This is a genomic window from Alcanivorax sp. (genome assembly GCF_040119285.1).
Lineage (GTDB): Bacteria > Pseudomonadota > Gammaproteobacteria > Pseudomonadales > Alcanivoracaceae > Alcanivorax.
In genome coordinates this window covers 39,690-56,909 of the sequence record NZ_JBEDTY010000004.1, presented here as the reverse complement: position 1 = coordinate 56,909, position 17,220 = coordinate 39,690, and the positions used below count along the sequence as shown (strand labels likewise).

General features: G+C 58.0%; 12 protein-coding genes and 1 pseudogene. 6 read left to right on the top strand and 7 right to left on the bottom strand.

Translation table 11 applies throughout. From position 1 onward, the window contains the following. Positions 1-32: 32 nt before the first annotated feature. The 7 genes from ABNH10_RS01235 to pilG form a co-directional block, all read right to left on the bottom strand. A complete protein-coding gene (locus ABNH10_RS01235) occupies positions 33-1,058 on the bottom strand; it encodes a chemotaxis protein CheB (RefSeq protein ID WP_349384385.1) in 1,026 nt (341 codons plus the stop codon). After that, a complete protein-coding gene (locus ABNH10_RS01230) occupies positions 1,055-8,224 on the bottom strand; it encodes an Hpt domain-containing protein (RefSeq protein WP_349384384.1) in 7,170 nt (2,389 codons plus the stop codon). The genes ABNH10_RS01235 and ABNH10_RS01230 overlap by 4 nt, the downstream gene beginning before the upstream one ends. A gap of 163 nt (positions 8,225-8,387) precedes the next feature. Continuing rightward, positions 8,388-9,266, bottom strand: coding sequence for a CheR family methyltransferase (locus ABNH10_RS01225; protein ID WP_349384383.1), 879 nt, complete (start codon positions 9,264-9,266; stop codon positions 8,388-8,390). Positions 9,267-9,297: 31 nt separating this feature from the next. Beyond that, complete coding sequence (locus ABNH10_RS01220) at positions 9,298-11,325, bottom strand: methyl-accepting chemotaxis protein (protein WP_349384382.1); 2,028 nt, start codon at positions 11,323-11,325, stop codon at positions 9,298-9,300. A gap of 58 nt (positions 11,326-11,383) precedes the next feature. Then, positions 11,384-11,932, bottom strand: coding sequence for a chemotaxis protein CheW (locus ABNH10_RS01215; protein WP_349384381.1), 549 nt, complete (start codon positions 11,930-11,932; stop codon positions 11,384-11,386). Between the two features lie 11 nt (positions 11,933-11,943). Beyond that, positions 11,944-12,312, bottom strand: coding sequence for a twitching motility response regulator PilH (gene pilH, locus ABNH10_RS01210; protein ID WP_007151610.1), 369 nt, complete (start codon positions 12,310-12,312; stop codon positions 11,944-11,946). Positions 12,313-12,344: 32 nt separating this feature from the next. Next, entirely contained in the window at positions 12,345-12,728 is a 384-nt protein-coding gene (pilG, locus tag ABNH10_RS01205) for a twitching motility response regulator PilG (protein WP_007148837.1), read from the bottom strand. Positions 12,729-13,029: 301 nt separating this feature from the next. On the opposite strand from pilG, the gene gshB reads away from it, so the two are divergent. From gshB to ABNH10_RS01175, 6 genes and pseudogenes are all read left to right on the top strand, one after another. Next, entirely contained in the window at positions 13,030-13,983 is a 954-nt protein-coding gene (gshB, locus tag ABNH10_RS01200; RefSeq protein WP_349384380.1) for a glutathione synthase, read from the top strand. A gap of 116 nt (positions 13,984-14,099) precedes the next feature. Next, entirely contained in the window at positions 14,100-14,978 is an 879-nt protein-coding gene (locus tag ABNH10_RS01195; protein WP_349384379.1) for an energy transducer TonB, read from the top strand. Positions 14,979-15,081: 103 nt separating this feature from the next. Further along, on the top strand, positions 15,082-15,720 hold the full coding sequence (locus ABNH10_RS01190; protein WP_502877105.1) for a YqgE/AlgH family protein: 639 nt from the start codon (positions 15,082-15,084) through the stop codon (positions 15,718-15,720). A 172-nt stretch (positions 15,721-15,892) separates the two neighbouring features. Then, on the top strand, positions 15,893-16,297 hold the full coding sequence (ruvX, locus tag ABNH10_RS01185) for a Holliday junction resolvase RuvX (protein WP_349384378.1): 405 nt from the start codon (positions 15,893-15,895) through the stop codon (positions 16,295-16,297). 79 nt (positions 16,298-16,376) lie between these two features. Next, positions 16,377-16,505, top strand: a pseudogene (locus ABNH10_RS01180) (IS256 family transposase); the annotation flags it as partial. A 151-nt stretch (positions 16,506-16,656) separates the two neighbouring features. After that, positions 16,657-17,181, top strand: a complete 525-nt coding sequence (locus ABNH10_RS01175; RefSeq protein WP_349384377.1) for a hypothetical protein — start codon at positions 16,657-16,659, stop codon at positions 17,179-17,181. Positions 17,182-17,220: the final 39 nt, after the last annotated feature.

Sequence of the window (17,220 nt, the reverse complement as noted above, 5' to 3'; positions counted from 1 at the left end):
GGCCGGGCGACGAGTCGTTATTGTCATTAGTACTACTGGGGTTGTGGAAGCGGTGCCTGTACCAGTTCCCTTCTTACCCGCTCCACCAGCTGTAGTGCAAGTTGTTCAGGGCAGCCACTGAAGCTGACGCAGCCGGTTTCCCGCACGGAATCTGGTTGGCTGCTGACCGCGCAGGTCTCGGCGCTTTGTGCCCATACTGGGCGGCCGGTGGCCGCCAGTCGCGGGGCGGCGATAGCGCCGTCGTTGCCCATGCCGGAAAACAGAATGGCCCCGCATGCGTTGGCAAAGCCTTCGCCCACATACTGGATCACCTGATCGATGGAGGGCGCATAGGGGCCTTCCCAGGCTTCGCCAGTAGATTGGATGCGGCCGTCGTGGCGAAAGCGTACCGCGTAGTCCACCGGCACAATGGCCAGCTCGCCGTGGCGCAAAGCTTCTCCCTCCACGCCGATCTTGCAGTGAATCGAGTTGTCCCGGCCCAGGACCCCGCACAGGGTATCCAGAAAACGGCCGTCAATGTGTTGCGCTAGAACAAACGCCACTGGCAGATTGGCGGGCAGACAATCGAGAAACCGTTTTACCGCCGCCGGCCCGCCCAAGCTGGCGCCCAGTACCCATACTTGCCGGGGCTGATCGCCGGGGCGAATGGCGTGAAACTCTCGAGGCTGAGGAATGCGTACTTGGGACGGGCGCGCGGGAATTACCTCTAGCCGTTCTTCTACTGCGGGTTTGCCGATAAAGCTCACCAGTTTGGTGACCAGGCGCCGTTCCCATTTGGGATAGAGGGCATCGGTGCGAACCGGTGCCTGGCCGTCGCAAAACAGAATCGGCACTTCAGCTCGTTCCAGCAGGTCATCAAGAAACTGCTGCCAGCGATCCTCGCTGGACAGATCAACGACGAGCAGATCCAGAGCGTCAGTGTCCAGCCAGCGATTCTCCAAGGCCTCGGGTTCGGTGCTGACCAAGACTTGGTAGCCCTGCCCTTTCACGGCACTGGAGAGCAAATGGCCCTGTAAGGTGCTGTCGGCAATCACGCCGACACGGCCGGGTGCGGTCATCCGTTATCGGCTTCCTGCAGCTCACCAAGCAGTTCGCGAATGGTGGAAAGCAGCTCGTTCTCCTGGAAAGGTTTGCCCATATAGCAATTCACGCCGATATCGAATGCCCGCTCGCGGTGCTTCTCGCCGGTACGGGAAGTAATCATGATGATTGGCACATCTTGTAAGCGGCTGTCGTGACGTACGTGGGTGGCTACCTCGAAACCGTCCATGCGGGGCATTTCGATATCCAGCAGCATCACATCCGGACGAATATCTTCCAGCTTGGCTATGGCATCTATGCCGTCCTTGGCGGTGACCACTTCGTAGCCATTACGCTCCAACAGCCGGGTAGTAACTTTACGCACGGTGACCGAGTCATCGGTGACCATGACCAGTGGCGTGTCGCGCTGGGGCAGGGCTTGCTCCTCAGGTTCTTGAGGCAGCGTCGGTACCGCCTCGCCGGACGCCAGTGCGATGGTTTGTACGTGGGAGGCACGGATCAGGGAATGAATATCCAGAATGATCACGACGGAGCCATCCCCGAGGATGGTAGCGCCGCTGATGCCGGCCACGGTGGCCAGCTGCGGGCCCACGGCTTTCACGACCACTTCTCGGGAACCGACTAGGTCGTCTACTACAATGGCCACGGTGTGTTCGGTGCTGCGAATCAGCAGAACCGGCATGGGCGTGGTCTGGTTTTCTAGGTGCGGCACCCGGTTGCCGTGAACAAAGTGACCCAGATATTGCAATTCGTAATCTTGGCCCACATAGGTGTAGATCGGATTTTCTTCTTCGAAGTAGTGCTGCAATTCGAACGGGCTGATCCGCACGATGCCTTCGATCTGGTTTAGCGGAATCGCGTAGGAATCTTCCCCAGCTTTCACCATCAAGGCGCGGTTCATGGCCAAGGTAAAAGGTAGACGAATGATAAAGCGGGTGCCCTGTCCTTTATGGGAGTCGATGGTCACCGACCCTCCCATCTGCTTGATTTCGCTGACGACCACGTCCATGCCCACACCGCGACCGGAAATCTGGGTGACTGCAGCAGCAGTGGAGAAACCAGCGTGAAAAATAAACTGCTGAATTTCATGGTCAGAGAGTTGCGCGTCCGGTGTAGCCAGGCCCCGTTCGATGGCTTTTTTGAGCACCGCATCGGTGTCGATGCCTTTGCCGTCGTCGGACAGGGTGATCACCACCTCTCCCCCTTCACGGCCCAGCGCCAGGTTGATATGACCGGTGCGGTCCTTGCCGGCAGCATCACGACCGTCTCCGGTTTCGATACCGTGATCCACGGCATTACGAAGCATGTGTTCCAAGGGCGCCACTATGCGCTCCATCAGGGAGCGGTCAAGCTCGCCTTCCGGGTTGAGCACGTCAAAGTCCACCCGTTTATCCACTTCACCGGAAATCTGGCGAACGATACGTCGCAGGCGCGGCACCAGACGGCTGAAGGGCACCATGCGGGTGTGCATCAGTTTTTCCTGCAGCTCGGTGTTAATGCGTGCCTGCTGCAGTAGTAGCGTTTCCGTGTCCTTGTTGCGGTCCAGCAGAGTGTTCTTCAAATCCAGCAAGTCAGAGGCGGACTCGGATAGCTGCTTAGTGATCTGGTGCAGTTCGGAGTACTGATCCATTTCCAACGGATCGAAGTCATCATCGTGTTCGCCGAGGTCCACGCCTTTTTGGTAGTTGGACATGATCTGCGCTTCGGTTTCCGAGTCCAGCCGGCGCAATTGTTCGTAGAGGCGCTGTACCGTGTGGCCCATTTCTTCCACGTTGAAGGCAAACTCGGTGATGCCCTGCTCGACTCGGCCACGGTTAATGGACGTTTCCCCGGCCAGATTCACCAGTGCTTCCAGGACATCTGCGCCGACCCGCACCATCTCTTGTGGTTGCGCCTGATTCTGGCGCTGGCGATGGCTATCTTTTTGCGGTTGCTGCGGTGCGGTGCGACTGGCGGCAGTGGTTGGCAGGGTGCTGGTCTGGGACGCGATAGCGGCCGCTTCCGGAGCCGGAGCTGGAGCGTTGGCTTGTGCCGCAGCCGCTACCGATTCCATGCCCCGGTTGATCTGATCGTGCCAGTCGAACATGGGCTGGAAATCGCTGGGTGCGGGTGCTTGGCGACGGCTTTCCAGTTCCAGTATATAGGCTTCGATATTGTGGCTGATGTCGCCCAGTTGTTTCAGCCCGGCCAGCCGTGCGCCGCCTTTCAAGGTATGCAGCGCTCGCTTTAGGTCGTCGATGAAATCGATGCTCTCCGGGTGATCCTTCCAGGACGTCAGGCAGGCATCGATGATTTCCGATAGCTCTTCGGATTCCTCCAGGAAAATTTCCAGTATTTCCGGATCGCTGTCCGCTTGCCATACATCATCATCGGCGGCAGATGTTGCGGGGGCCGGTGATGCGTCATTACTGGCGGGGGTGGTGGCTTCTTCACTCTGGCTGGAGGGTTGAGCGCAAGCAGCCGCCGCCATGGCGGGCAGGGTAAAGCCTGTCGGGTTCGCCACATAGTCATGGAGGGCTGCGATCAGTACCTCGCCGTTGGGCAGTGGTCGGTTGGCTTTCAGTGCTTCCACCATCTCTGCCAGTTGATCGTGGCAGCGATGGAGCAAATCAAACAAGGTGGGCTCAATGGCCAGCTGGCTTTGCGCTAGCCCTTCGTACAAAGTTTCCAGTTCGTGGCCCAGGTCGCCCAGCTCGGGCACTTCGGCCATGCGAGCGCCACCCTTTAGGGTATGCAGGTCACGCTGTAAGGATTGCAGCTCAATCAGGTTGTCCTGCTGGATAATCCAGAGTTCCAGGCTGTGGCCGGCGGATTCGAGAATTTCGTTCGCTTCTTCCAGGAAAATTTCCACCAGCTCCGGGTCGCGCTCCGGTTGAGGGGGCGCATCGATGGGAGCGGGCGCGTCCTCAACCGCAACGGGCGCGGGGGCGTCAGAGGCATTGGGCAGGGGCGCGACCGAGATGGATTCGATGTCACTATGCTCGGCGGGCTGCGTGTCGCCATCGTCGATATTGGTGCGGGTGATCGGCGCGGGGGCGTCGCCACGGATGAACGCCTGAATCGCCGCTACCAACGCCGGGGCATCGGCCGGAGTGGTGTTAGTCTGCAGGTTTTCGATCATCACCGCCAAGCGGTCGTGGCATTGGTGCAGCAGGTGGAACAGCGCTGCGTCGGATCCCAGTTGCCCGGCGTTGTAGCCCTCGTACAGGTTTTCCAGTTCGTGAGCCAGGTCACCCACCGGGGCGACGCCGGCCATACGCGCACCGCCCTTCAGAGTGTGCAAGTCTCGCTGCAGGCTGCTGACGTTGCTGCTGTCGCCGGCTTCCCACTGGTGGAGGATGTGGCTGGCGGACTCAAGAATTTCCTCGGCTTCTTCCAGGAACAGCTCCACCAGCTCCGGGTCCAGGTGGGCTTCGTAGCGGTTGTTGTCCGGGGCGCTGTCATTCAGTTCGGTCACTGGATCCGTGTGGCTCAGTGCCGTGTCGTTGTTGCTGTCGGGCTGGCTGCCATCGGGACCACCACCGGGCCCATCGCCGTCGGCCAGTTCGCGCAGGGCATCCACCAGCCCCAGTTCCGGGCGAACGGTCTGACCGGCGGCCAGGCAGTCCATCATATTCATCAGTGCGTCCTGGCCTTCGCCGGCCAGGGTAAACAGGCGCTCGCTGTAAGCCAGTCGGCCGCCTTCCACCGAGCTGTAACAGCCAGCCAGAGCAGCGGCTAAGTCGTGAATCTCGTGGAGGCCGGCGGTAGAGGCACTGCTGGCGAGCAGTTTCAGTTCATCGCGCAGACGCACCAGCTCGTCAGTGTGCCCGGGGTGTTGTGCCCACTGGTTGAGCAGTTGTTCCGCATCTACGATCAGATCCATGCCTTCAGACAGGAACACGGAAAGAATGTGCGGGTCCGGGCCGGGGCTGTCGCTGCCCTTCAATTGTTCGCGCTGCTGGTTCAGCGACTGGATCAAGCCCTCGGCACCGGATAGATGGGCCGGCGGAGTTGGGTCTATCTGCCCTAGACCGGTGAGGATCAGGTCGTGACTCTGCGCCAGCAAGTCTATTTGTTGTTGGTTGGCGCGGCGGTTGCTGCTGATCAGATCCCGGGCCAGTTTTTCTGCTGGCTCGGCCACCTCCGCCACCGCTTCGATTTCGGCCATGCGGGCGCTGCCCTTGAGGGTATGCAGCGCCCGGTGCACGCTGTCGTCCACCGGGTGCTCGGACAGATCGGTATCGTTGTTGGCCAGCCATTGAGCGATTAGCGCCAGATTACGACGGGCTTCGCTGGAAAAGATTTTCAGCAATACGGTGTCCGGACCGTCTTCGTTATTGCTTTCGTCAAGGGTGTCGCCACTCATGTCGGGGATGTCGGACAGGCTCTCTAAGGCGATCTTGCTGGTATCAGTATCAGCTTCGTAATCCGGTTCCTGTTCCGGCAAATCCAGGATGATGCTCTCGTCGATTTCAGTGAGATCGTTGTTAACCGACAACAGGTGGATGTCATTCGGGCTGTCTTCTGTCTCCCAGGGATTGAGGGCGTCCTCGCTGGCAGCAGCGTCAAAGGCGGCCAGGTCTTCGGCGGACAGGTCGTTGTCGGTGGGGTCATCCTCTGCGTCGCCAGTAAGGGCTGGCTCAGTGAGAGTCAGGCTTTCGCCTTCGCTGGCGCTGTCCAGAGTGATGTGTTGGTCAGCGTCGGTCGTCAGGTTGTCTGACATGTCGTCGGCGGTGGTGTCGATGACGATCTCGTCGGGGAAGTCCGCGTTGTCATCATTGTTGGTGGCGTTGATAGCAGTGCCGCTTACGGTGGGCACCTGCTCGATTTGGCCGCCACGTGCTAGGGTGTCGGCGGCGTCAGCCAAGGGCTGTACGTCGAATGGATCGGCTTGGCGCAGGGTAAAGGCATCCACCATCGGGGGTACCCGGTTACGGACCTCTTGCACCAAGGCAATCAGCATGGCGCTGGGCTCAATGGTGCGGTCAATTACTCTGTTGAGCATATTTTCCACAGACCAGCCCAGTTCGCCCACGGTGCTGGCGCCAACCATGCGGCCGGACCCTTTCAGGGTGTGGAAGGCGCGGCGGAATTCCACCAGGGATTCTTCATCGCTAGTATTGGCGGCCCAGCGAGGGAAGTACTGATCGAGAGCCTCCAGTACTTCACCCACTTCTTCTTGGAAAATCTCGATGATCTCCTCATCAATCAGGTCATCGTCTTCCACTGGAACCCGTGTTTGCACTTCAGGCTCAGCCGGTGTGGTGATTTCCAGTGGGGGATCGATCAGCGCCTCATCGTCGCTGCTGTCTAAAGACGGGCTGTCGTTCAGCGGCAGCCATTCCACCGTGGGGTCTTGCTCGGCGTCACCGGTATGGTTGTCTTGTTGCGTTTTGGCGTTAACAGAAAAACCGGACCAGGCATCCATATCATGTTTTTGGAGGCGGGTGTCCACGTCTGGAATGTCCAGCTCGATACGTTCAACATCGATGTCGTTATCGACAAAGCTCTGTTCTTCGTCCAGCGGATAACCCAAGGCTTCCACGCTGGAGCGGGCCAGTTGGAGGATGTCATCGGTCGTTTCAGGGTCGTCGCTGAGACGCTCCAGATAATATTCCACCGAGGTGATAGCGTCAGCCAGGGTGTCCATGCTGCGCCAGTCAGGCTTGGGCTGATCCACGCCGAGCAGCTTTTCTTCGATGAATTGCACGCACTGACGCAGAATCAGGGCGGGTTTATCTAGCAGAATCACGTCTAGGCCGCCGCGCACAGCATTCAGGCGCTCCGGTACGACGTGCAAGGGCTCGGGATCCCATTGCGAGGCGATGAATTCCACAATGCCGTCTTTGGCTTCTTCCAGGCCGGCTCGGCATTCGCGAAGCACGGCATCCATGGCTTGGCCCACATGGCTGGGCATATCGCCGCCCTGGCCGCTGTAGCTGGTGCTTCGGCGATCGCCGCCGATACCGGCTAGGGTTGCTTCTATGTAGAGTAGCGCGCCGGCTATGTCCATCAGCGTTTCGCGTTCAGCGGAAGCTTTGCCTGCCACGATATCTTCCATGGCGTGCAATTGTTCTTCCACCAGTGCCCGAGGTTGGCCCAGGCCCAGTACGGCCACGGTGTCGGCTACCTGTTTCAGGGTCAGGGTGAGTGGCTGCAGCTTGCTGGTGTCGGTATCGTCGCTGTGAACAAAGCTTTCCAGAGCGTCTTTGACAGTGGTGAGCTCTTCGGAAAGCGCCTGCACCACCGAATTCATGGCTTGGGCGTCCGGGCCGGTCATTCGCTGGCGTTCTTCGTTGACCAGATCATCGGAGGGCAGCGCATCATCTAGCTGGAAACGGGCCTTCACGTCGCGAATGCGCGGGCTGTCCACGTCGGCTTTGGCCACGTAATAAAGAAGGTTCTTGATCAACTCGGTGGGGGCGGGTTGATTCAGGCTGGCCGCGCCGTCCAGGGCCAGCTCCCGCAAATTGCGGTCCAAGTGACCGAGCATTAGTTTGACGGAGGTGCCAAGAATGATGGCCTCTTCTGACAGACCTTCTACCAGCGCATTGCTGATAGACCACAGCGGTGCGCGAGGCGCGTCGCCAGTAACCTGTTCCAGTTTGGTGAACACCTTGGCCATGTAGCCCAGATTTTCGCCCATATTGTCGTTACGCAGAACGCCGAGCAGGGCGACCTGGAACATCTGACGAATTTTTTTCGCCAGCAGGATAAAGCGTGGATCATTGAGCCGGTCGTCAGGAATCTGGCCCTGGCCGGTGGCGCCGGAGAGGTCCGGTTTGAACAGGGACGTTTCCGACAGCAGAGATTCGCCACGGGCGGCGCGCAGGTCATTGAGCAGCGGCAGTAGCACCACCGGCAGATCGCGGCGGTTGCTGGCGACCCGGTCCAGATACGGCGGCAGCTGCAGAATCGCCCGCATCAGGGTTTCCTGGCTGTCAGCCACATTGCCCACGTTACCGTCGAGCAGAGCGTGGGCCAGTTTTTCCATTTCCTCGGCGAGCAGTGCCGCACCGTAAAACTCAACCATCTGCAAGGTGCCGTACACCTGGTGCAGGTGCGTCTGGCAGAAGCGCATCCGTGTGGCATCATCCGGGGTGTCCACAAACGATTCCAATGCCTGTTGCGCCTGGTTCAGGGTTTCCTGGATTTCCCCGCGAACCCAGTCCAGAGCCAGATAGTCGTGACGGTCACTCATGACGTCTCCTGTCATACATCCACCCGCATTCTTTGGTCGGCAGGTTTTTATAATACGCGACACGTAATATGCAGCACGCCTCAAGCTGATGATTGCTGATGGGTGCTACCCCAAGCTTTTTTCTTTTATGCGTGCCGCATGTTGCGTTATTGCTCTTTCGTTTCTATCTACAGCGTCGGAATGCCAGCGTATCGGCAAAATAGATCCGTTCCAGATCCGGGTGTTGCCAATTGGTCACTTCCCCGGGTCCGAGTACCAGAATGCCACCCTGAGCGAGCCGTTCTGCCAGCTGGTTCAGGATCTGGCGCTTCCGCCAGCGGCGGAAATAAATCAGCATGTTCTGACAAAAAATCAGGTCCATGTTGTCCATCGGCGCAGTGCTGAGGTCCAGCACGTTCAGTCGAGCAAAACAGATGCGTTCGCGCAGGTCGCTGGTGATCTTCACGGTTTGCCCATTGTGGGTGGGCGTGAAATATTTCTCCCGCAATAACGGATCGACCTGCAACACCCGGCGCGCGGCATATTCGCCTTTGCGGGCCTTGGCCAAGGTGGGCAAGCTGATGTCGGTGGCCGTGATGCCGTAAAACAGCTTTTGCTTGCTGGCGGAAAACTGTTCGTTAATCATCATGGCGAGGGAATAGGCTTCCTCGCCGGTGGAGCACCCCACGCTCCACACGTCTAGATTAGCGCCATCGGGTTGCTCGGCCATGAAGCGCTGGGTGAATTCTTCCACCAATGCGTAGGAGCCGGGATGCCGGAAAAAACTGGTTTCCTGGACGGTCAGGCGGTCCGCCAGTATCGACCATTCCATGGCCCGTGACTGGGTGGAGCCCACCATCAGATGTTGGTAATAGGTGTCGTAGCCCTCAATGCCCAGCTCGCGCATGCGAATGTTCAAGCTGGTCTCGAGGAACGTCTTGCGCTCGTTGGACAGCGTCATGCCAGTGCGGTCTTCTAGGAATGCCTGCCACAGCTGAAATTGCTCCGCATCCATAGAAGGCGTGCTTTTGATCGACCAGCGAGCTGTCTCTGCTGCACCCATGGCATTACTCCTGAGGCCGGCTCAAGCCGGATCAGGAGTGCTCCGGCAGGCGGAAGCCGGCAACAGAGTTACGCATATCTTGGGCCATTTCCGCCAGGTTACCAATAGAGCGAGCGGTCGCGGTGGTACCGGCAGAGGTCTGCGAAGTAATTTCCTGGATCACGTTCATGGTGTTGGAGATGTGACCCGCGGAAGCTGCCTGCTGGCGCGCCGCGTTGGAAATGTTCTGGATCAGGTCCGCCAGGGTTTTGGACACGTTCTCGATTTCTTCCAGTGCCACACCCGCATCCTGTGCCAGGCGTGCCCCTTTCACTACCTCGGCAGTGGTGGCTTCCATGGAGATAACCGCTTCGTTGGTGTCGGTCTGAATGGTTTTTACCAAGGTTTCAATCTGCTTTGTTGCGGCGGCGGAACGTTCCGCGAGGCGTTGTACTTCATCCGCAACGACCGCGAAGCCCCGGCCAGCTTCGCCGGCCATGGATGCCTGGATGGCGGCGTTCAATGCGAGAATGTTGGTCTGATCGGCAATGTCGTTAATCAGGGATACGATGTCACCAATTTCCTGAGAGGACTCACCCAGACGTTTGATCCGTTTGGAGGTTTCCTGGATCTGTTCGCGAATGGTATCCATGCCATGGATGGTAGCCTGCACCACTTCGGCGCCCTTGTTGGCGATGGCGACCGCCCGTTCCGCTACCGCCGCTGATTCAGCGGCGTTGGCAGATACCTGGTCAATGGACACTGCCATTTCGTTCACAGCAGCGGAGGCGCCGGCAATTTCCTGGGCCTGGTGCTCGGAGGCTTCGGCCAGGTGCATCGCCGTGGATTGTGTTTCCTGGGCCGCGGAGGCTACCTGTACCGCCGAGTTGTTGATCGTTTGTACCAGGCTGCGAAGCTGGTCAATGGAGTAGTTGATGGAATCAGCAATGGCACCGGTGAAATCCTCGGTGACTGTCGCCTGTACCGTCAGATCACCGTCAGCCAAGTCGCCCAGTTCGTCGAGTAGGCGCAGAATGGCCGCTTGGTTACGCTGGTTTTCACTTTCCAGTTCGTCTTTCAGCTTCGCCGCCTGGCGGTTACGCTGAGCCATGATGATAAAGAAGAACAGCGCTGCCAGGCCGGCACAGATGCCACCCAGCCATACGGACGGGAACAGACCGCTGGTGCTGTTCTCGAACAGATCATTGAGGTGGGTGGATTCCTGCAGCAGATCTTGGGAGCGGCGGAAAATAGTGTCAGCTGCGTTACGCACCTGGAACAGCTCGGGGGCGGTTTCAAGAATTTCATCCACGGACTGGTTCACGAATTCGTCGAACAAGTCAGCAATTTCGGCCAGGTAATCCAGGGCATCGGGGTCGTTCACCCGGTCAATACCCATAGCGGCGTCACCCTCAATCATGCCGTTCATGATACGACCAAACAGGCTGGCATCACGGCCGAAGGAATCTGCTGCGATCACCGCGCCGTCGCCGCCTTCCAGCACCTTGGCAATGGATCTCACGATGCGCTCAGCCAGCCAGGATTGGCGCTGCGCAAAAGCAATTTGTTCCGGGGCGGCATTGGTGGCCACCAGAATTTCCACTACGCCTTCGTATTCAGCCTGCAGGGAAGGAATGGTCTGGGCCAGCGTATCTGCCACCTCGTGCAAATCCAGCACCGTGTCTTCCCCTTTTAGAATCACGTCGGCGTTGGCGTTCACTTCATCCCACAGGGTTTGCAGGCGGGTCATGGCTTGAGGGTCGCTAACCTGTTCGTCTTTGACGGCGTTCCAGGCTGATTGAAAGCTCTTCTGGGATTTATCCAGCAACTCGAAGGCGTCGGCGTTGCCGGCGGCCGCTTCCAGGGCGTTTTTGGCGATCTGCTGGGAAATGACCCGCATTTCGGAGGCACGGGTGATATTTTCCTGCGCCTGGTTTGCCCTGGTGGCGGACAGCAGGAAGTTGGCCAACGCCAGTACAATAAAAATGGCTAGGCCCACGTAAAGGGCAATATTCAACGTGTTGCCGCCGCCGGCCCCCCCCCGCAGTTTTTCGAACAATGCTCCCGAATTGAACTTCATAGTCTGGCTCCTGGCCTGGCGTTCACTCTTCTTATATTCCCCGAGTTGCTCTATGCCGTTAGCCGGTACGGGCTACTTGCATAAAACGCGGATCCTCTGCCAGCCGGGTAAGGCTGAACACGGACCAATACTCCCCTTCACGCCGATAGGCCCCGCGTACAAAACGCGTAACGCTGGGATCGCTAACCGGCAGTGATTCCACAAATTCATCAATGGGGAAATGCTGCATCCCCAGTACCTCATCTACGGCCATGCCGGTGTAAAGGTCGTCCTGGTCCAGCACCAGCAAGCGGCGGCGCTTTTCCTGAACCGGTGAACTTTTTTCCAGAAAGCCGCTGAGATCCATTACGGTCATCAGGCGGCCCCGAACGTTGGCGACTCCTTTCATCCAGTTGCGGGCGCCAGGAATTCGGGTATAGGCCGGCACCGAGAGAATTTCGGAAACCTCCTCCAGTGGTGCTACGTATTTCTTGCCATCGAGCACAAAACCCACGCCGCTCCAGTAACTGACTGCATCCTGCTGCATGGGCAGATCTTTGGCCTGTTCCCGGCAGCGCTGATTGTATTCAGCCAGTTTGATGTAAGCGGCGGAGGCATTGCTGCTCATGGGGAGCTCCTTCAGGCGTCGGCCAGCATGCGGTCGACGGTTTGCAGGAGTACGTCTTCGTCCACCGGCTTGGTCAGGTAATCTCGGGCGCCTTGGCGTTTGCCCCAAACACGGTCGGTTTCCTGATCCTTGGTGGTGACGATAACGATCGGAATATGGGCGGTATCCGCCCCTTTGGTGAGCTGGCGGGTAGCTTGGAAGCCATTCAGGCCAGGCATTACCACGTCCATCAAAACCAGCTCGGGAAGTTCGGAACGGGCGGTGGCGACACCATCGGCTCCGTTGGCAGCCTCGATTACCTCGTGGCCATGTTTTTCCAGAATCTCGCGCAACTTGTATGTTTCTGTGGGCGAGTCATCCACAATCAGAATACGTGCCATCTTACCCTCTTCAGGCTCAGCGACTAAGCCGCTTAACCGTTGATATGCTGACGAATCGCACCCAGAAGCTCGTCCTTGGAGAACGGCTTGGTCAGATACTCATCGGAACCGACAATGCGCCCCTTGGCCTTGTCAAACAGGCCATCCTTGGACGACAGCATGATCACCGGGGTTGCCTTGAAGGCGCTGTTGTTCTTGATCAGCGCACAGGTCTGATAGCCATCGAGACGCGGCATCATGATATCGACGAAAATGATATTGGGCTTGCTGTCGGCAATTTTGGCCAAGGCATCGAAGCCATCGGTGGCCGTGATTACTTCACAACCCGCTTTCTTCAACAAGGTTTCGGCGGTACGACGAATCGTCTTGGAATCGTCGATTACCATCACCTTGAGGTCTTGGAAATTGTCAGTCATGGAAACTGCCTTTAAGCGTGAACCGTAATTGGCTGCAACTTATTGTAATTTTTGGCCTTTCTAATAATCCGTTGGGCAAGGCCTGTGCCAGTGTCAGCCCAAGCAAAGTTTTTAACACAGATTCTACAATCAATCTATAAGGCCTTATGAAACTTGAGAAAATGTCCCTCTGGCGGGTCGCTTGTTAAGCTTCTCCGCGCATAGCGAACCTGTCCGTGCGCTGCTAACATTGTCGGTCAATTGCACCGCATCCTTCGCCGGCAGCTTTCAGCTCGCCTGCGCCCTGTAGAACGGAGACCCCATGAGCCTGCGTGTTGGTGTGGTGATGGACCCCATCGCCAAAATCAAACCCTGGAAAGACAGCACTTTTGCCATGCTGCTGGAGGCACAGCGACGTGGCTGGTCCCTGCTCTACATGGAGCCGGGGGACCTGTATGTACGCGATGGTCGCACCTTTGCGACCACCCGGGCACTGTCTGTCACCGACAATAACGACGATTGGTACCGTCTGGCCGACGCCGTGAATCACGACCTGGCCGATCTGGACATTATTCTGATGCGGCAAGATCCGCCGTTTAATGCAGAATACATCTACGCTACCTATCTGCTCGAGAAGGCTGAGCGGGAAGGGGTAATGGTGGTCAACCGCCCGGGCAGTGTGCGCGACAGCAATGAGAAATTGTTCGCCACCGACTTTCCGCAGTGCTGTGCGCCTACCCTGGTGTCCAGCCAGGCCACCCTGCTGCGCGATTTTGTACGGGAGTTTGGTGACACCGTGATGAAGCCGCTGGATGGCATGGGCGGCAGCAACATTTTCCGGGTGCGTAAAGAGAGCCCGAACATCTCGGTGGTGATTGAGGTGCTGACCCAGCACGGCAAGACGCCGATCATGGCGCAGCGCTTTGTGCCGGAAATTACTGAAGGCGACAAGCGTATCCTGATGATCAACGGAGAGCCGGTGCCCTATGCGTTGGCGCGGATTCCCAAGGAAGGTGAGCTGCGTGGCAATCTGGCGGCAGGGGGCACCGGCCAGGGCCGTGAGCTAAGTGATAGAGATCGCTGGATTTGCGAGCAGGTGGGGCCCACCCTGAAGCGCAAGGGGCTGTATTTTGTCGGGCTGGACGTGATTGGTGATTATCTCACTGAAATCAACGTGACCAGCCCTACCTGCATTCGTGAGCTGGATGCGATTTTCGATATCAATATTGCTGGGCAGTTATTTGATTCGCTGTTGGAGTTGCGGCCATCGTCCTAGACCCGGCCGCCGTGGCGCGGCACACTGGCCGATCTCCTGTTGCGGCGGCTGTTGCCCTTCATGGCTAAAACCAATGGCTGACTGAAGCCGATTAAAGTAGTAGCGAAAACAATAACATGGCATCAAATTCGGCATCTGTTACCGCCTCTGACCGTCTCACCTTTACCGTTTTTCTGGCGGTGGCGTTCCATGGCATTCTGATCTTCGGGGTGAGCTTTGCCCCTGAAAAGCAGCGTGCTGCCCCGCATACCCTGGAAGTGACCCTGGCTCAGCACCGCAGTGACAACGAGCCGGAAGAAGCGGACTTTATCGCCCAGAGCAATCAGGAAGGCTCCGGTGACCAGGCCGACAAGCGGGAGCTCACCACCCCGGAGCAGGCCGATTTTGCCGACAGCAAACTGGAAAATGTACAACTCAAGGAAAAGACCACTCTGGAGCGCCGGGACAGGGCCAGCCAGGAATTGGTGATCACCACTGCCCGCGATAGTGATCGCAAGATCGATGCCGATCAGAAAGAAAAGACCAACCCCAAACCTCTGGAGGTGGCCAAACAGGAGAACCTGCAGGATCTGAGCCAGCAAATTGCCAGCTTGCAGGCGCGGCTGGATGAGCAGAAACAGGCCTATGCCAAGCGTCCGCGGGTGCGACGGCTCACATCGGTTTCCGCCAAGGCCCATTTCGAAGCGGTGTACATCGATGGTTTTCGTCGCAAGGTAGAAGCCATGGGCACCCGCAACTTCCCCGCCCGGGCGCTGAACAGCAACACCTATGGGGCTGTTCGCTTGATGGTGGCGCTTCAGAAAGATGGCGGCCTGAAAGAAGTACGATTGCTGAAATCCTCCGGCCATAAATTTCTCGATCAAGCGGCGATCCAAAGCGTGCGGCTGGCGGCCCCGTTCGACGCCTTCACCCCGGAAATGCGCCGCAACATGGACGTGTTGGAAATTATTCGGACCTGGAAGTTCGACAGTAATCGCAAGGTGTCATCCAAGTAATAGCTTCAAGCGACAAGGCAAAGACAGAGTAGCGCTAGGCTGGGCGCCCGCTGTCGCGCGCTGGCCACGGAGCCAAAACCAACCTGCGGCCAAGGTGCGGTTCGTGCATTTCGACGATGGCTGCGAATGGGCGATAGCGTTGCAGCTTGCAGCCCTCTCTCCTGCCCCGGATACTGTGCCCATGGAAAACACACCCTTAAAACACCAGTTGCTGGTGGCCATGCCGCAAATGGCCGATCCGGATTTTGAGCATTCGGTTACCTATATCGTTGAACACAGCAGCGAGGGGGCCATGGGGCTGACACTTAATCGACCGGTACAGATCAGCTTGGGCGATATTCTCAGCGACATGGATATCGAAATCGAAGTGCCGCCCTCGGAACGACATCGCGTAGTGGCCGGTGGGCCGATACAGCAGGAGGCCGGCTTTGTGCTGCACAGCGCGGCCACCCGTTGGTATGGCAGTGTCCCTCTCAGTGATGGCCTGATCCTCACCACCAGCCGGGACATACTGGAGGCCATCGCCATTGGTGAGGGGCCAGAACAATCGCTTATCTGCTTGGGCTATGCCGGCTGGGATGCCGGTCAGCTAGAGCAGGAGCTGGTGGAAAATGCGTGGCTTAGCACTCCGGCCAGTCGCGAGCTGGTCCTCGATACCCCCTTCGAACAAACCTGGCATGCCGCCGCTGCCCGCATCGGTGTTGATATGAGCCTGATTGCCACGCAGGCGGGGCATAGCTGATGCAATGGATAGTGGGCAGTGGCTCGTTGGCAACCGCTGGCCTCCCTATGTCCCCTTTTTTAAACGTCGAAGTGGTTCTGTGTTCTTTAAGTGCGACCTATAACTCCCCCGTTACCGGCAAGCCCAAGCGCGCGGCTATCCGCCCTCCACTATCCACTTTCCACTATTTTTCATGATTCTGGCTTTCGATTACGGCACACAAAAAATTGGCGTGGCCTGCGGTAACAAGCTGTTGGGGACCGCCACCCCCTTGAAAGCCCTGCCCTGCAAAAACACCCAGCCCAACTGGGAGGATATTTCTGCGCTTTTACAAGAATGGGAGCCGGAAGTCTTGGTGGTGGGTTTGCCGTTGAACATGGATGGCAGCGATAGTGAATCCACAGCGCGCGCGCGCAAATTCGCCAACCGTCTGCATGGTCGTTTCGGAAAAAAAGTCTGGTTGGTCGATGAGCGATTGAGCACCCGCGAAGCCCGCGAACGCACCGGCATTCAGAAAGCCGATAGCCGGGTGGACTCCATGGCGGCGGTGATTATTGCGGAAGGCTTCTTTGCGGGCGATGTTGTACCCGTCGGCTGAGCAGGAGGTGAGAAAGGTAGGCCGCTAGTGTTCGTAATTCTGTGCCACCTCTTTAATTTATGCACCAGAGAGGTGGACCATGAGCAAACCCACATTCGACATTGATGCCGCCCCGCAAGCTTTGCGTGACGGCCAGGATCTGAGCGGCAAAGGCGGCATTCTCACGCCGCTCATCAAGCAATTTACCGAAGCCGCCATGCAGGCTGAGCACCGCGCACGCTCCGACCCCTTGGGGTACGAAAACCGGGGTCAAGTCTTGCTCTGTGCGCCAAGAGATGACGGAATGTTAAGACATGGATGACATTGGCGGTTTCCGTTAGGTATTAAGATCACTTCGACAGGGATGTCGGAGATGATTAGTGGCAAGACCGCTAAGGCTGGAATTGGCCAGGTATATTGGCCTCAATCCGGTCCGGGCGCGTATGGTTTATACGGCTGAAGAGTGGCCGTGGAGTAGCTACCGGGGAACCATTGGCCTTCAGGCCTTGCCGGAAGGTGTAAGCACAGACTGGATACTCGCCAGTTTCGGCGAGAGCAGGGATAAAGCGATTTCATGCTATAAGCGGTTCGTTCAGGAAGGCAGGGATCAGCCAAGTTCGTGGGAAGGCCTGAAGAATCAGGTCTACCTTGGTAGCGATGCCTTTGTGGCGCAGATGGTGGGCAAGCTGGACGGGCAGGAAAAGCTATCGGAAATACCTGCGATCCAGAAGCGCCGCGTGGCACAGCCCTTGGCGGATTTTGAGTCGATGGCGCCGAACCGTAATAGCGCCATTACAGCGGCTCATGCCAGTGGGGCGTATAACCTTAAAGAGATAGCCGATCACTTTGGGCTGCACCGTTCTAGCGTGAGTCGTATAGTGAGGGGTGCACGATGCAAGACCTGACCCCGGGTCCGGGTAGCTTTCTTTCTCGACTAGAATGCC

Excerpts from the sequence above, each read along its gene's own strand:
- ruvX (WP_349384378.1), top strand. The coding sequence starts at position 15,893 with ATGATTCTGGCTTTCGATTACGGCACACAAAAAATTGGCGTGGCCTGC.
- ABNH10_RS01220 (WP_349384382.1), bottom strand. The coding sequence starts at position 11,325 with ATGAAGTTCAATTCGGGAGCATTGTTCGAAAAACTGCGGGGGGGGGCC.
- pilG (WP_007148837.1), bottom strand. The coding sequence starts at position 12,728 with ATGACTGACAATTTCCAAGACCTCAAGGTGATGGTAATCGACGATTCC.
- gshB (WP_349384380.1), top strand. The coding sequence starts at position 13,030 with ATGAGCCTGCGTGTTGGTGTGGTGATGGACCCCATCGCCAAAATCAAA.
- ABNH10_RS01215 (WP_349384381.1), bottom strand. The coding sequence starts at position 11,932 with ATGAGCAGCAATGCCTCCGCCGCTTACATCAAACTGGCTGAATACAAT.
- ABNH10_RS01225 (WP_349384383.1), bottom strand. The coding sequence starts at position 9,266 with ATGGGTGCAGCAGAGACAGCTCGCTGGTCGATCAAAAGCACGCCTTCT.
- pilH (WP_007151610.1), bottom strand. The coding sequence starts at position 12,312 with ATGGCACGTATTCTGATTGTGGATGACTCGCCCACAGAAACATACAAG.
- ABNH10_RS01230 (WP_349384384.1), bottom strand. The coding sequence starts at position 8,224 with ATGAGTGACCGTCACGACTATCTGGCTCTGGACTGGGTTCGCGGGGAA.
- ABNH10_RS01195 (WP_349384379.1), top strand. The coding sequence starts at position 14,100 with ATGGCATCAAATTCGGCATCTGTTACCGCCTCTGACCGTCTCACCTTT.
- ABNH10_RS01235 (WP_349384385.1), bottom strand. The coding sequence starts at position 1,058 with ATGACCGCACCCGGCCGTGTCGGCGTGATTGCCGACAGCACCTTACAG.